Raw genomic sequence first — 14,940 nt, 5'->3', positions numbered from 1 at the left:
GTAGGAATGCTGTTATAAAAAAGGGCCATCAGGCCCTTTTTTATGGCCATCAGGACGGTTCGGTTTCCTGTTGTCGGCTGGCTGAAATAAGCTTATTGATCATAGCCCGCAGAGCGGCTGGCTTAATGGGTTTATTCAGGTGTTGCGCAGCCGATTGACGAATTTCATCCTGGACTTCATCGGTGCGGTCTGCAGTGATGACCACCGCCGGAACCGGGGCCGGCCACAGTGGTGCAAGGTCGTTCAGTGCCATGATGCCTGTCAGGCTGTTATCCAGGTGGTAGTCCATCAGGATAATATCCGGAGTGAAATCCTCGTCGCGGATCAGAGCTACTGCGCTGGCACTGGAGGTGGCGCATAAGGTATTACAAGACCAGCCTTGTAGCAGTGCGGTCATGCCTTCCAGAATACTCGGCTCGTTATCCACAACCAGCACATTCACCCCTTCCAAACCTTTGCTGCGGGTCCAGCCGCGGTTTTCCGGTTGCTGCTTAATCGCTTTACTGGTTTCTCCCAGCGGTACATTGACGCTGAACACTGTGCCCTTACCGGGCCAGGAGCGGACGCTGATCGGGTGCTCAAGAATATGGGCAATACGTTCAGTAATGGCCAGGCCCAGACCCAGACCCTCCACTTTTGAGTGCTTTGGATTGTTAATGCGCCGGAATTCCTCGAAGACTTCACTGAGCTTGTCTTCCGGAATGCCTACGCCGGTGTCCCAGACTTCAATGCGGATGCTGTTGCCGGTATGACGGCAACCCAGCAGGACCTTACCCTTTTGGGTATAGCGGATGGCATTGGATATGAAGTTCTGCAGTACCCGCCGGAGCAACTGAGGGTCGGAGTGCACAATTCTGTGGCAGTTTACAAAGTGGAACTGCAGACCTTTGTCATTGGCCAGTGCGGTGAATTCTGTATTCAGATTTTCAAACAGGGTTGTCAGGCTGAAGTGGCTGCGGTTAGGCACCAGTGCGCCGGCATCCAGTTTGGAAATATCCAGAATGGCTGAGATCAGGGTTTCTGCCGCTTTCAGTGAACCGTCCAGATTTTCGATCAGTTGAGTCGTCGCTTCGCTGTGCTGTTGCTGGGCCAGTGCGGAGGTAAACAGCCGGGCAGCGTTCAGGGGCTGTAATACGTCGTGGCTGGCGGCCGCAAGGAAGCGGGTTTTACCCAGGTTGGCGGCATCCGCATCCGCTTTAGCCTGACGCAGTTCATCCTCAATCAGAGCCCTGACGGTATTTTCTTTGCGCAGCTCATTATTGACCACTGACAGGGAGTAGGTACGTTCCTGCACCCGCTGTTCAAGGTTTTCATTGGTTTCCTGCAGGGCCTGTTCCGCCAGCCGGCGCTCAGTAATATCCTGATAGAGGGTGAAGTACCCGGGGATTTCACCCTGATAGCCAAAGTGAGGAATATAGGTGACCTCGGCATACCGGGGGGAGCCGTCTTTTGTTGGCAGTTGGGTTTCAAACCGTTGGCGCTCACCGGCAACGGCAGCTTTTATATAAGGTAAGCGCTGTTTGTACTCTTCCTCGCTGAGCACGCTGGTACAGTGCATACCGGCAATGTTATGCCGGTCGATGCCGAATGTCTGGGCGTAAGATTTGTTAACGAACTGGTAGTACTGGTCGTTATTCAGATAAGCAATCAGCACCGGCACATTGTCGGTGTAAATACGGATATTCTGCTCACTTTCACGCAGGGCTTCCTGAACCTCTTTGTGGTCGGTGATATCCATATAGGTATTCACAAAGCCACCGTTCGGCATGGTGTTGCCGCGAATCTCCAGTACGGTACCGTTCTGGCGATGACGCTCGTATGCCTGATTGTCGCCGGAGCGGATCGCGTCAAGGCGGGCTTTAACGGATGCTTCAATGTCACCGTCACCGTATTCACCGTGGCGGGCGTTATAACGGAAGATGTCTTCAATGGGCCGTCCGACACACACCAGCCCGTCAGGGTAGTTAAACATTTCAATATAGCGGCGGTTCCAGGCCACGATCCGCATTTGCTGGTCCACTACGCTGATGCCCATGGAAATATTTTCAATGGTGGATTGCAGCAGGGAACGGTTAAAGCGCAGCGCCTGAGAGGCTTCATCGACAATGGTAACGATATCGCCGATTTGCATGTCTTTGCCCCGCAGGGTAGAGGCCAGTACGATCCTCGCGGAAGATGCGCCGATAGCACCTGCCAGCAGGCGTTCGGTAAACTGAATCAGTTCATGGCTGGCTTTTTCACTGGGCAGTGGGGGGGTCTGACTGAATTTCAGCGCGAAATCAGTAAAGGCGTGCTGCGCCCGGTTTGTGCCCAGAAAACGCTCTGCAAGGGTTTGCAGGTCGCTGACGGTGGCGTGTGTGTTGGTGGTGCGCTGGGATTCATTAAGATCTTTATTGTAGGCGTCAACAAACGCGCTGGCCTGAATGCGGTCAACCAGCCGTTGCGATGTATAGCGAGAAATGACCAGATAAAGTAAGGCATTCACACCGACACTCCAGAGGGTGCCGTGGGTGAGGATATCCAGCCCGGTAATGCCAAACAGAGCCATCGGTTTAAGGCTTTCGTAGCCAAACAGGCCGTTCTCTATGATGTCGTTATCAAGTAATCCGACGCTGGCCAGTGTCGGGAATACCAGGGTGTAAATCCACAGAATAAAGCCTGCACTCAGCCCGGCCAGAACCCCGTAGCGGGAGCCTTCCTTCCAGTAAATGCCGCCGATAATTCCGGGAATCAGCTGCGCAGCTGCGGCAAATGCCAGTAAGCCAAAGGAGGCCAGTGAGGTCTGATCGCCGAGAATGCGGTAATAAAAGTAGGCCATGAGCATCAGGCAGACAATGGTGATACGGCGGACCCGTAATAACAGCGCGCCAAGATCTTTATTGTCCGAGAGTTTTAGCCATGAGATGCGCAGCAGCAAGGGCATGATGATGTCGTTACAGACCATGGTTGCCAGGGTAATGGAGGCAACAATTACCATGCTGGTTGCCGCGGATAAACCGCCAATAAAGGCGAATACCGCCAGATTTTCATGGCCGGAGCGTAACGGCAGCAGCAACACGTAAGTATCGGCGTTGGTATTGGCCGGGTTAAAGACGGTCATACCTGCGGTGGCGATCGGCAACACAAACAGCGCTAAGAGGATCATATACAGCGGAAACAGCCAGCGGGCCGTTTTCAGGTTGTCTACCCGGGTGTTTTCCACAATGGTGACGTGAAACTGGCGGGGCAGGCAGATGATCGCCGCACAGGCCAGTAATACTTCAATGACGAATCCGTTGCTCAGGGGGCCGCGGAAATTGACGTTATAGCTGAGCTGGTGGCTGATATTGAAGATCAGGTCGTCCACCCCTTCAAAAATCTCGAAGGCCGCAAACAGACCAACCATGATAAAGGCGGTCAGCTTGATAATGGATTCGAAGGCGACGGCCAGTACCATGCCTTCGTGGTGCTCGGTGGCATCGATATGGCGGGTACCGAACAGAATGGCAAATACTGCCATCAGCAGGGCAACAAAGAGTGCAGTATCGCTACCTTTGCTGAGGCCGTCGGCAATATTGGGTGTCAGGGCATCAAAGCTGATTGCCACGGCTTTAAGCTGCATGGCGATGTAGGGGATGGTGCCGAATACTGCTATCACGGTGACCAGAATGGCCAGTGACTGGCTTTTGCCGTAGCGGGAGGAAATAAAGTCGGCGATCGAGGTGGTGTTTTGCTGTTTGCCGACCAGAATCATTTTCTCAATGATACGCCAGGCAAAAATAAACACTAAAACCGGCCCCAGATAGGTCGCAAGAAATTCCCAGCCGCTGGTGGTGGCCCGTCCTACGGCACCGTAAAACGTCCAGGATGAGCAGTAGATTGCCAGTGATAAAGAATAAATAACGGGGTTGCTGGCGTAAGAGCGGCCCTTGCGGCTGCGGTCGCCAAAATAAGCAATGGCAAACAGCAGGCATACATAGGCCAGTGAAATGAAAATGATCGATGCGCCAGAGAGCATATTGTCCGATTCCTGAGCGGTGGAAAAATACCGTTAACAGCCCCGTATGTGAGGGCGGATTCAGTCAGTCCACAGCAATCTTTATTCAGTCTTTATTACGTGTCAGAACTTCATTTAAACACAGTCGGGCAGTAAAAATGCAGTGAAATTGTGTTGAGCAGAATTATACCTTTGTCTACAGAGACCGTTGTGCTGCAGCGCAAAACAAATCGCTGTGTCGCCCATGAATTAAGGCTTTGAGAGATGCCGGGCAATACCGTGGAAATAGCCTGAGACTAAAGTCGGGGCATCAGAAACAGGGGCGCTTTGCTAGCGTTATAGGACGAAATTCTATTAACCCAATAACAAAAATAAGGATGGTGCCAATGTCTTCGTCTGAGAATGCTCAGGCCTATTGGTCTGAAAATCTGCGCATTATCATTACATACCTTTCTATATGGTTTGTAGTTTCATATGTGTGCGGTATCTTGCTGGTAGAGCAGCTTAATGCAATTCCGTTCTTCGGCTTCCCGTTAGGATTCTGGATCGACCAGCAGGGTTCTATTTTCGTCTATGTAGGCCTGATCTGGGCTTATGCGTTCAGCATGAATAAGCTGGATGAAAAATACGACGTTCACGAATAACAATAACAAGAATCTGAGGACGGTATTATGAGTCTTGATGTACTGACGTACCTGTTTATAGGCGGCTCTTTTGCGCTCTATATCGGTATCGCAATCTGGGCCCGTGCAGGGTCTACAAAAGAATTTTACGTAGCGGGCGGTGGTGTTCACCCTGTCGCAAACGGTATGGCAACTGCAGCGGACTGGATGTCTGCCGCGTCTTTCATCTCCCTGGCGGGTCTGGTGTCTTTCATCGGCCGCGATGGCGGTGCTTATCTGATGGGCTGGACTGGCGGTTACGTGCTGCTGGCGATGCTGCTGGCACCTTACCTGCGTAAGTTTGGTAAGTTCACGGTGCCTGACTTTGTCGGTGATCGTTACTATTCCAACACTGCACGCGTGATCGCGGTTGTGTGTACGATTGTTATTTCCTTCACATACGTTGCAGGTCAGATGCGCGGTGTAGGTATCGTATTCTCCCGTTATCTGCACGTGGATATTAATACCGGTGTCATCATCGGTATGGCAATTGTATTCTTCTACGCCGTTCTGGGCGGAATGAAAGGTATTACTTACACCCAGGTTGCGCAGTACTGTGTCCTGATTCTGGCCTTCACTGTGCCGGCATTCTTCCTGTCACTGCAGATTACCGGTCATTTGCTGCCGCAGATTGGTCTGGGTGCAACACTGGATTCCGGTATGTCGGTTCTGGCAACGCTTGATCAGTTATCCACCGATCTGGGTTTTGCTGAATATACCGCGGGTAAGAAATCCACGATTGATATCTTCTGCTTAACCGCTGCGCTGATGGCGGGTACTGCCGGTCTGCCACACGTAATCGTTCGTTTCTTTACTGTACCGCGTGTAAAAGATGCCCGTACGTCTGCTGGCTGGGCGCTGATCTTCATTGCCATCTTGTATACCTCTGTACCGGGTGTTGCCGGTTTCGGTCGGGTAAACCTGATTCAGACCATCAACGGTGCTGATAACGCAGGTACTGAATATGCGCAGATGCCACAGTGGTTCAAAAACTGGGAAAATGCGGGTCTGCTGGGCTGGCATGATTATAACGGTGACGGCAAGGTTCAGTATGCTGCCGGTGCTGCTTTCAACGGTAAGAAGGGTAAGCCTGCCTTCGACGGTGAGAACCGTGGTGAGTACGGTGAGCGTGCGGTAACCAATGCTGTTGAAAATCCTACTGCTGTGAACGGTGCACCATACGCGAACGAAGTCTATGTTGACCGTGACATCATGGTATTGGCGAACCCTGAAATCGCGCAGTTGCCTAACTGGGTTATTGCGCTGGTCGCTGCCGGTGCAGTGGCTGCAGCCCTCTCGACGGCGGCGGGTTTGCTGCTGGTAATTTCGACCGCTATTTCACATGACCTTATGAAGACCTGTATCAATCCGAATATTTCGGATAAGCAGGAGCTTATGTACGCACGGATGGCCGCCATTGTTGCGATCTGTATAGCCGGCTACTTCGGGATAAATCCGCCGGGCTTTGTGGCCCAGGTGGTGGCGCTGGCCTTTGGTCTGGCTTCCTCCTCAGTATTCCCGGTTATCGTGATGGGTATCTTCAACAAGCGTATGAATAAAGAAGGTGCAATTGCCGGTATGATCGTGGGTCTGGGTTCCACTATGGCTTACATGGTTTACTTCACCTTTATGGGTGGTGCGAAGGAAGATCTGTTCCTGGGTATCTCCACCGGTGGCTTCGGCTTTGTGGGTATGATTCTGAACTTCATCGTGGCATACATCGTATCCATGATGACGCCACCACCACCGGCTGAAATTCAGGAAATCGTTGAGAATATCCGTGTCCCACGGGGTGCGGGTGCCGCTCACGCTCACTAATCGTTAATCTCCTTTATAAAGGGGAAGAGTGACAGGGGCGCACCCGCGAGAGCAGGTGCGCCCTTTTTTCTGCCCGGCAGGGCCTGGCAGATGTAACAGCATAAAAGGACTGGATAAATGCCTTCATCTTTTAATATGACGAATATGCCTTTTAGCCTGCTGACAGAAGCGGAGCAGGTGTTGCTGCGTAACAGCCTGGATATCGGCTATTACCAGCGCGGTGAGACAGTGCTGGCTGCCGGCGATGTGCCGGAAGGGGTGTACGTTATATTAAAAGGTGTGGTCAGCGAAAATGATGCGGACGGTGGTGAAGTCGATCATGTGTTTGTTCATTATACCGCGGAAGATTATTTTGGTGGCTGGTCGGCGATTAAAGGCCGGGCGATTCATAACTTTCTCGCCGAAGAAGAAACGATTTGTCATATATTGCCGACGAAAACCCTGCTGGATCTGTGTGCAGAAAACAGCCGCTTCGCGGATTACTTTCAGCAAAGTCTGTCGGCTAAGACAGAAATCCGCTCTAAGCTGGGCGGTGATCAGGACATGGCCGAGTTTATGCTGGCGCAGATTAAAGACGGCGTTATTCGTGAACCCCTGATCGTTGAGCAGGGCAGCAGTATTGATGCCGCTACCCGGCTGATGCGGGAGAAACGGGCCGACTGTATGCTGGTTAAGCGGGGTAACCGTTACGGCATGGTCACCGGTACTGATTTACTGGATGCAATCGTCATTGACGGGTTTCCACTGGAAACGGATGTGGCTGAAATTGCCAGCTACCGGCTGATAACCACGGCCTCCGGCGACTACCTCTTCAATGCGCTGATCACCATGACCCAGCAGCATATTGAGCGGGTTGTGGTGATGGATGATCAGCAGCTAACCGGTGTGGTGGAGCTGACGGACGTGCTCAGTTATTTCTCAAGCCATTCCCATGTGATTGGCCTGCGCATTGAGCGTGCCGATACCATTGATGCGTTGCGGGATGCTGCAGCCGGTCTGAGCGATCTGGTGCGGGCGGTTGTCGGTCAGGGAGTGAAAGCCCGTTTTGTGATGGATCTGATTGCGGCGATGAATGGCCGGATCATTGCCAAGCTGTTTGATCTGATCATTCCGCCAGATATGCAACCTCATGTGTGCCTGGTGGTGATGGGAAGTGAGGGGCGGGGTGAGCAGATTATGAAAACCGATCAGGATAATGGGCTTATCTTCCGTGACGGGCTGATATGGCCGGATATGCATAAAACCCTCCGTCAGTTCAGCGATACACTGATTTCATTCGGGTTTCCGGAATGTCCGGGCAATATCATGGTATCGAATCCTGACTGGGTTAAATCAATCGGCGACTGGACACAGCAATTGAGTGACTGGTCCCGGGACTGTGACGGTACGGCGCAGATGAATCTGGCAATTGCGGTTGATGCGCATCCGGTTGCCGGGAATCAGGCGCTCTTTAAAACCTCACGTAACTGGTTTATGCGCCATTTGCAGAGCAATAAGGTGTTCTTTGCGCATTTTGCCAAAGTGGCCCTGGAGTTTGATACGCCGCTGAGTTTTTTCGGCAACCTGAAAGAAAAAGGTCAGCTGGATGTGAAGAAGGGCGGCATCTTTCCGATTGTTCATGGTATCCGGACACTGGCGCTGGAATACCGGGTGCTGGAAACGAATACCTTTAAGCGCATTGAAGCGCTGGTGGAGCTGGGGCAGATCAAGGAAAAGCATGGCCGTGAATTGTGTGAGGCGCTGGCGCTGTTCATTCAGGTCCGGCTGGGACAGCAGGTAATCCGCGCTGAGCAGGATGGCATTGATCAAACGCCTAATACCATTGATCTGGCGCTTCTGGATAAAATGGAACGTGATATGTTGCGTGATGCCTTGCATATCGTGAAGGGATTTAAAAAGCATCTGGCATTGCGTTATCACCTGGCAGGCTAACCGGAGGCGAATTCAGGATGATTATTCCCCGTACTATCAGACAGTTTAAAGAGCGGATTGACCATAAGGCAGGGCCTCATGGTGAACTATTCGAACCGTATGACGGCGATGAGGTTGTATCGCTGGACTGTGAAACGACCAGCCTGAATGTTAAAGAGGGTGAGATACTGTCCATTGGCGCGGTCAAGATCAGGGGACAGAAAGTCGTCACCAGTGAGCGGCTGGATATTAAGCTAAAGCCGCCTAAAAGTCTGACAGAAGACTCGATCAAGATTCATAAGATTCGTGCCGCAGACCTGATGGATGGCGTGGAGATGGATGAGGCGCTTGAGCAGGTGCTGGCGTTTGTGGGTAACCGGCCGGTGCTGGGGTATTACGTGAATTATGATATCCGCATGCTGGATAAATTCCTGCGGCCCCGTTACGGCTTTGGCCTGCCGGGTAAAGCGATTGAACTGTCTCACGTGTATCACGACATTATCAAATGGCGGAGTATTGGCGGTAATGCTGATCTGCGCTTTGATACTATTTCCAGAAACCTTGATATTCCGATGCTTGAACGGCACACCGCGCTGGGGGATGCCATTACAGTTGCGCTGATGTACGTACGGCTGAAATATGGCGAGACGCCAAACATCTGAGCCGGTTATCTGGTTCAACCTGTCAAAAAATAAACGGGCCTGATGGCCCGTTTTTTGCTTTTATCTCTCTATGTATAGTTTTTTGACGTTAATGAATGACGTTTTTTTGGCGAATACGCCGGATTATTACTTGAATAGACCTAGTCTACGCATATAATGTCAATATATTGCCGATTTCTGAGGTGGGTATGATCGAAAGAGCCGACATAAATTCTGTCCTGGAACAGATGCGTGCGATGAAGTCGCAGGCGCAGCAGGGGATGCAACAGGCGCCTATGGGGATGCCTGTGTCCGGTGTGAATGATGATACTCCGGGTTTCGGCGAAATGCTGAAAGGCGCGGTAGATAAGGTGAATGGCATGCAGAAAGAAGCCAAAGCCCTGTCGACCTCCTTTGAACGGGGAGACCCGGGTGTTGATCTGCACCAGGTAATGATCAGCATGGAAAAAGCATCGGTTTCATTCGAGGCAATGACTCAGGTCCGTAACCGGATGGTGTCGGCCTATGAAGATGTTATGAAGATGCCAATTTAATGGCGCTTATTGAATTAACGGTTGTGTGGGCACTCAACTAAATGGAAAACGCATCTATGGCAGCGGGTGGTAGCAAGGGTATAGCCTTTGGCTTCAATCGTCTGAGTCTGGTTCGTCAGCTGGGGCTGATGGTCGGTCTGGCGGCTACTATCGCTATTGGTTTTGCTGTGGTGCTGTGGTCTCAGGAGCCGGATTACCGGGTGCTGTACAACGACGTTGCCTATGCTGATGCCAATGAAATTGTCGATCAGCTACAGCTGTTTGCTATTCCTTATAAATTTGATGCGTCAGGGCGTTCGATCCTGGTGCCTAACGAGCAATTGCATAAAGCCCGTCTGCGTCTGGCTGCGGAAGGTTTCAGTGGCGATAACACGGTGGGGTTCGAACTGCTTGATAAAGAGCAGGGTTTGGGCACCAGTCAGTTTATGGAAAATGCCCGTTACCGGCGCGGGCTTGAAGGTGAGCTGGCCCGTACCATCAGCAGTATGGTTTCCGTGCGCAAGGCGCGGGTGCATCTGGCGTTGCCAAAACAGTCAGTGTTTGTGCGTGATCAGCGCAAGCCAACCGCTTCTGTGTTTCTGGAACTTCTGGCCGGACGTAAACTGGACCGGGTTCAGGTCGAAGCCATTGCCAATCTGATTGCGTCCAGTATTCCTTCTTTGTCCAGTGAAGATGTCACGGTTGTTGACCAGAAAGGTCGCCTGCTGAACACCCGTGATGCGGATGTTGATGTGGTGCTGGCGGCTAAACAGCTGGAATATACCCGCAAGATCGAAGAAACATTGCTCAACCGCGTAAACAGTATTCTGCAGCCGGTTGTGGGGCTGGGTAACTTCCGTGCAGAAGTATCCGCTGAGGTCGACTTTACTGCCGTAGAGCAGACCGATGAAATTTTTAACCCGGATTTGCCGTCGCTGCGCAGCGAACAGACGCTGGATGAAAGTACCACCGGCAGCAATGAAGCCCGGGGTATTCCGGGGGCCCTTTCTAATCAGCCGCCGGGAGCCGCGTCGGTTCCGGAAATTGCCGAAGGTGAAGCTGGAGCAGGCGGGGCTGAACCCCCGCAGAGTGCCCGCTCACAGGCCACCCGGAATTTTGAGCTGGACCGTTCCATCAGCTATACCCGCCACCAGATGGGACGCGTCAAGCGTTTGTCGGTCGCGGTGGTTGTGGATGACTTTTTAGCGGCCGGAGCTGCGCCCGAGGCAGGCAAGACTGCCTGGTCACAGCAGGATCTGGACCGCCTGACCATTCTGGTACGTGATGCGGTGGGCTTTTCGGCCCTGCGTGGTGACAGCGTCAACGTTCTGAACTCGCCATTTGCAGCGCCGGAAGAGTTTGTGGATGAGGAAATTCCGATCTGGCAGCAGGAATGGGTTTGGGACATCGCCAGAAAAGCGGCAGCGGGCCTGTTCGTTCTGTTGTTGGTGTTCGGCCTGTTGCGGCCAATCCTGAATCACCTTGCTGCAGCCAGCCAGAAAGAGAAGAAAGATGAGAACTCGCCTGAGGGCGATATTTCTGCGCAGTTGGAGTCGCTGGAAATGGACGGTATGTCCGCGGATCAGGTGACCTTCAGTGGTATCGACAGTGCGTTATCACCGACGCCTAATGAAACCTATGAGTATCAGCTCAATGCTATTCGCAGTATGATTGCTGAAGACCCTGCCAAAGTGGCGCAGGCTATCCGTCAGTGGGTAAACGAAGATGAGTGAACCAACGCCGGCTCCTGAACCGGGCATAGAGCTGAACAAACTGCAGAAGGCGGCCGTCCTGCTGATCAGTATGGGTGAGGCGGATGCGGCCGAAATTCTTAAATATCTGGGTCAGAAAGAAGTTCAGCTGATCGGTTCAGCGATGAATGACCTGGATAACATTCCCCAGTCGGCGGTGGAAGCCGTGATGGCTGACTTTATGGAAGCCATCAGCGATCAGACCAGTATCGGTATCAATAATGATATCTACATTAAAGAGATGCTGGGGCAGGCGTTAGGTCTGGAAAAAGCCCAGACGCTGATTGACCGTATCCTGATGAATACCAATACCTCCGGCCTTGAAACGCTGCGCTGGATGGAACCCCGTCAGGTGGCTGAAATTATCCGCTACGAACACCCTCAGATTCAGGCGGTTGTACTTGCCTATCTGGAGGCGGATCAGTCCGCCGCGGTGCTGGCCAGCTTTGATGAGGTGGTGCGACTGGATATTCTGATGCGTATTACCGCACTGGATCAGATTCAGCCATCCGCGCTGCAGGAACTGAACGATATCCTTGAAGCTCAGTTTGCCGGTGCTTCCAGCCAGACAGCTTCGCTGGGTGGTCTGAAGACAACCGCCGAGATTATGAACTACATTGACAGCTCGCTTGAAGCGGACATCATGGAGAAGATCCGCGAAGTGGACGAGAGCCTCAGCGATCAGATCTCCGACCTTATGTTTGTCTTTGATAACCTGATTGATATTGAAGACCGCGGTATTCAGGCTATTCTTCGGGAAGTAAATACAGATGTACTGGTTGTTGCGCTGAAAGGTGCTGATACGAACCTGCAGGAAAAGATTTTCCGCAATATGTCCAAGCGTGCTGCCGACCTGCTGCGTGATGATCTGGAAGCGAAAGGTCCGGTACGTGTAAGTGAAGTAGAAGAAGCTCAGAAAGAAATTCTGGGTGTGGCACGTCGCCTTGCAGATGATGGTGAAATCATGCTGGGTGGCGGCGGCGAAGAGATGCTCTAACCGATGAAGGCAATCGACAGTTCAATGGTGCGGATCCGCGCCGGTGAAGCAGTGGTTACTCAGCCATGGGATTTGCCCGTGGTGAAGAGCCATCACGTGGTGGCGCTGAACGAGCTGCAAAAAGAAGAAGAGATCGCGGTTGTCGAAGATGAAATCGTTGCCGAAAAGCTGACCCTCTCAGAACTCGAGTCTATTCGCGAAAGCGCCCGTCAGGAAGGTTATCAGGAAGGCTTGAAGTCGGGCAATGAGATCGGGCGTCAGGAAGGGCAGCAGGCCGGCTATCAGGAAGGCATGGCGTCCGGAACCAATGATGTAACACAGCGCATATCCCAACTGGAAAGTATGGTGCAGCAGGTAGAACAGCCGCTGGATCAGATCAACGGTGATGTCGAGCATATGCTGGTGGCGATGGTGCTGGAACTGGGGCGCGCTGTTGTGGGTGCTGAGTTGCAGACCAGTGCTGATGCTGTCAGACAGGCGGTTCAGGACGCGGTTGCTCAGCTTCCTCGGGAAACCGGTGCTGTTGATATATCCGTACACCCTGACCAGGTGGAATTGCTTGAGCCGTTACAGCAGCGTCATGAAAACTGGCGGCTGATTGCAGATAATACTGTCAGTGCCGGAGGCTGTAAGGTCACGACCGGTAATGCGCAGATTGATAATACCGTTGATACCCGTTTTCAGTCGGTGGCAAGCCAGCTGCAGGCGCATTTAACCGAAGTGGCCCGTCAGGGGCCTGATCAGAACAATGAGTGATAACCGTCTGCTGGACCGTCTGGCACGTTTTCACGATGTTTCTTACATTCCTCCCGTACCTGTTGCAGAGGGGCATATAACCCGGCTGATCGGCCTGACCCTTGAAGCGGTGGGTATTAAAGCTTCAATGGGGGATTACTGCCTGGTATATCCTGACAAGGGGCTGCCTACTGAAGCTGAGGTGGTTGGTTTTTCCGGTGACCGGATCTATCTGATGCCCATTGATGTGGTTGAGGGGCTCGCACCCGGTGCCAAAGTGCTGCCAAAGCAGGGCGGTGGTGATGTTGAGGTTGGTTTTAATCTTCTTGGTCGGGTAATTAATGGTATTGGCAGGCCGCTGGATGGCCGCGGGCCTTTAGGTTGTGATACCCGGGTACCATTGCATGGCCGAACGATTAACCCTCTGGCCCGTCAGCCAATTAATCAGACCCTGGATGTAGGTGTTCGCTGTATTAATTCATTGCTGAGTGTGGGGCGTGGTCAGCGTTTAGGGTTGTTTGCCGGCAGTGGTGTGGGTAAGAGTGTGTTGCTGGGCATGATGACCCGTTTTACCGAAGCGGAAATCGTTGTCGTTGGCCTGATTGGTGAGCGGGGACGGGAAGTACGCGAATTTATTGATCACAGTCTGGGGGCTGAAGGCATGGCCCGTTCAGTGGTGGTTGCCTCGCCGGCAGATGATTCGCCGCTGATGCGTTTGCGGGCAGCACAGTTAACCACCCGGATTGCTGAATATTTCCGAGATCAGGGTAAAAATGTACTCCTGTTGATGGATTCTCTGACCCGTTACGCACAGGCGCAGCGTGAGATTGCGCTGGCAGTTGGGGAGCCTCCTGCAACCAAAGGGTATCCGCCTTCGGTATTTGCAAAACTTCCTAAGCTGGTCGAGCGGGCCGGTAATGGCGACCACGGCGGCGGTTCGGTGACGGCGTTTTATACGGTTTTAACCGAAGGTGATGACCAGCAGGACCCGATCGCTGACTCCGCCCGGGCGATTCTGGACGGGCACATTGTATTATCCCGTTCGCTGGCGGAGCGGGGGCATTATCCGGCCATTGATGTGGAACAGTCCATCAGCCGTGCGATGCCGCAGATTGTGGCGCCTGAGCATTTGCAGGCGGCAATGGGCTTTAAACAGATCTATGCTAAATATCAGCAAAGCAGTGATCTGATCTCAGTGGGGGCGTATATGAAAGGCAGTGACCCTGAAACGGATTTTGCCATCGAGCGTATGCCGTTAATGCGTGAGTTCCTTCAGCAGGGGCTGAATGAGTCTTTTGATTTTAAGACCAGCCTGCAGAGCATGGCGATGGTCTTGTCTTCTAATCCGCAGGGTGGTGATACGACAGCCGCTACGCAGGCTAATCAGTGAAACGTTCTAAGCGGTTAGAAATTGTTCTGGAACAGGCTGAGCGTAAGCGTAAGCAGGCGGATCAGTTGTTGGCTGATAGCCAGGGGCGTGTGCAGAAGGGGCAGGAGACCATGCAGCAACTGGAACAGTATTACGCTGAGTACGCGAATAATTTTTATGCCAATGGTGCGGGCGGGGTGAGTGTCCAGCAACTGGATACCCATCAGGCATTTATGCAGAAGATCCGTGCGGCGATTGAACAGCAGCGGCAGGCTATTGAATCTGATCAGCAGCATCTTGAGAAAGTTCGGGAGCACTGGAAAGCGGCTTACGGGCATTTTAAAGCCATCGACTCTGTGATTGATAAGGCCCGAGAGGATGAGCGCCGGGTTGATGAGAAAAAGCAACAACAGCAAATTGATGAGCGCTCACAGCTGGTTCGTACTCCTTTCATTTAATGTAATGGCATGTCTGCCGGCACATAATTCTTCCAAGTTGGCATTAATCCTGCTTTAGATATTCGTAAAGAGGCGTAATTTGCGCTTTC

At 52.5% G+C, this 14,940-nt stretch carries 11 protein-coding genes; 10 read left to right on the top strand and 1 reads right to left on the bottom strand.

Annotated features, from left to right (window positions below; genetic code table 11):
- Window positions 1–49: 49 nt before the first annotated feature.
- On the bottom strand, window positions 50–3,997 hold the full coding sequence (locus tag PCI15_RS20475) for a NahK/ErcS family hybrid sensor histidine kinase/response regulator (RefSeq protein WP_271271772.1): 3,948 nt from the start codon (window positions 3,995–3,997) through the stop codon (window positions 50–52).
- Between the two features lie 365 nt (window positions 3,998–4,362).
- Here PCI15_RS20475 and PCI15_RS20470 point away from each other — a divergent pair, with 365 nt between their 5' ends.
- The 10 genes from PCI15_RS20470 to fliJ all read left to right on the top strand — a co-directional run bounded on the left by PCI15_RS20470 (window position 4,363) and on the right by fliJ (window position 14,851).
- Window positions 4,363–4,620 carry a DUF4212 domain-containing protein gene (locus PCI15_RS20470; RefSeq protein WP_271271771.1) on the top strand — a complete coding sequence of 86 codons (258 nt, stop codon included), beginning with the start codon at window positions 4,363–4,365 and terminating at the stop codon, window positions 4,618–4,620.
- Between the two features lie 27 nt (window positions 4,621–4,647).
- A complete protein-coding gene (locus PCI15_RS20465; protein ID WP_271271770.1) occupies window positions 4,648–6,456 on the top strand; it encodes a sodium:solute symporter family protein in 1,809 nt (602 codons plus the stop codon).
- A gap of 117 nt (window positions 6,457–6,573) precedes the next feature.
- Window positions 6,574–8,388 carry a DUF294 nucleotidyltransferase-like domain-containing protein gene (locus PCI15_RS20460; protein WP_271271769.1) on the top strand — a complete coding sequence of 605 codons (1,815 nt, stop codon included), beginning with the start codon at window positions 6,574–6,576 and terminating at the stop codon, window positions 8,386–8,388.
- 17 nt (window positions 8,389–8,405) lie between these two features.
- The gene (locus tag PCI15_RS20455) at window positions 8,406–9,029 is read left to right on the top strand and encodes a 3'-5' exonuclease (RefSeq protein ID WP_271271768.1); all 624 of its coding nucleotides are present in this window, start codon (window positions 8,406–8,408) and stop codon (window positions 9,027–9,029) included.
- 188 nt (window positions 9,030–9,217) lie between these two features.
- The gene (fliE, locus tag PCI15_RS20450) at window positions 9,218–9,562 is read left to right on the top strand and encodes a flagellar hook-basal body complex protein FliE (RefSeq protein ID WP_271271767.1); all 345 of its coding nucleotides are present in this window, start codon (window positions 9,218–9,220) and stop codon (window positions 9,560–9,562) included.
- A 41-nt stretch (window positions 9,563–9,603) separates the two neighbouring features.
- A complete protein-coding gene (gene fliF / locus PCI15_RS20445; RefSeq protein WP_271271766.1) occupies window positions 9,604–11,274 on the top strand; it encodes a flagellar basal-body MS-ring/collar protein FliF in 1,671 nt (556 codons plus the stop codon).
- Window positions 11,267–12,289 (top strand): flagellar motor switch protein FliG, encoded by a 1,023-nt coding sequence (fliG, locus tag PCI15_RS20440; protein WP_271271765.1) that lies wholly within the window; start codon window positions 11,267–11,269, stop codon window positions 12,287–12,289. Before fliF ends, fliG begins: the two co-directional genes overlap by 8 nt.
- 3 nt (window positions 12,290–12,292) lie before the next feature.
- Complete coding sequence (locus PCI15_RS20435; RefSeq protein WP_271271764.1) at window positions 12,293–13,045, top strand: flagellar assembly protein FliH; 753 nt, start codon at window positions 12,293–12,295, stop codon at window positions 13,043–13,045.
- Window positions 13,038–14,414 (top strand): flagellar protein export ATPase FliI, encoded by a 1,377-nt coding sequence (gene fliI / locus PCI15_RS20430; protein WP_271271763.1) that lies wholly within the window; start codon window positions 13,038–13,040, stop codon window positions 14,412–14,414. Before PCI15_RS20435 ends, fliI begins: the two co-directional genes overlap by 8 nt.
- Window positions 14,411–14,851: a flagellar export protein FliJ gene (gene fliJ / locus PCI15_RS20425; RefSeq protein ID WP_271271762.1), complete on the top strand. Its 441-nt coding sequence runs from the start codon at window positions 14,411–14,413 to the stop codon at window positions 14,849–14,851. The genes fliI and fliJ overlap by 4 nt, the downstream gene beginning before the upstream one ends.
- Window positions 14,852–14,940: the final 89 nt, after the last annotated feature.

The organism is Aliamphritea hakodatensis (genome assembly GCF_024347195.1).
GTDB lineage: Bacteria > Pseudomonadota > Gammaproteobacteria > Pseudomonadales > Balneatricaceae > Amphritea > Amphritea hakodatensis.
This window is presented reverse-complemented; position numbering and strand designations above follow the sequence as displayed.

Coding starts and splice junctions, on each gene's coding strand:
- PCI15_RS20455 (WP_271271768.1), top strand. CDS start 8,406: ATGATTATTCCCCGTACTATCAGACAGTTTAAAGAGCGGATTGACCAT.
- PCI15_RS20465 (WP_271271770.1), top strand. CDS start 4,648: ATGAGTCTTGATGTACTGACGTACCTGTTTATAGGCGGCTCTTTTGCG.
- fliI (WP_271271763.1), top strand. CDS start 13,038: ATGAGTGATAACCGTCTGCTGGACCGTCTGGCACGTTTTCACGATGTT.
- fliF (WP_271271766.1), top strand. CDS start 9,604: ATGGAAAACGCATCTATGGCAGCGGGTGGTAGCAAGGGTATAGCCTTT.
- PCI15_RS20460 (WP_271271769.1), top strand. CDS start 6,574: ATGCCTTCATCTTTTAATATGACGAATATGCCTTTTAGCCTGCTGACA.
- PCI15_RS20435 (WP_271271764.1), top strand. CDS start 12,293: ATGAAGGCAATCGACAGTTCAATGGTGCGGATCCGCGCCGGTGAAGCA.
- fliE (WP_271271767.1), top strand. CDS start 9,218: ATGATCGAAAGAGCCGACATAAATTCTGTCCTGGAACAGATGCGTGCG.
- PCI15_RS20475 (WP_271271772.1), bottom strand. CDS start 3,997: ATGCTCTCTGGCGCATCGATCATTTTCATTTCACTGGCCTATGTATGC.
- fliG (WP_271271765.1), top strand. CDS start 11,267: ATGAGTGAACCAACGCCGGCTCCTGAACCGGGCATAGAGCTGAACAAA.
- PCI15_RS20470 (WP_271271771.1), top strand. CDS start 4,363: ATGTCTTCGTCTGAGAATGCTCAGGCCTATTGGTCTGAAAATCTGCGC.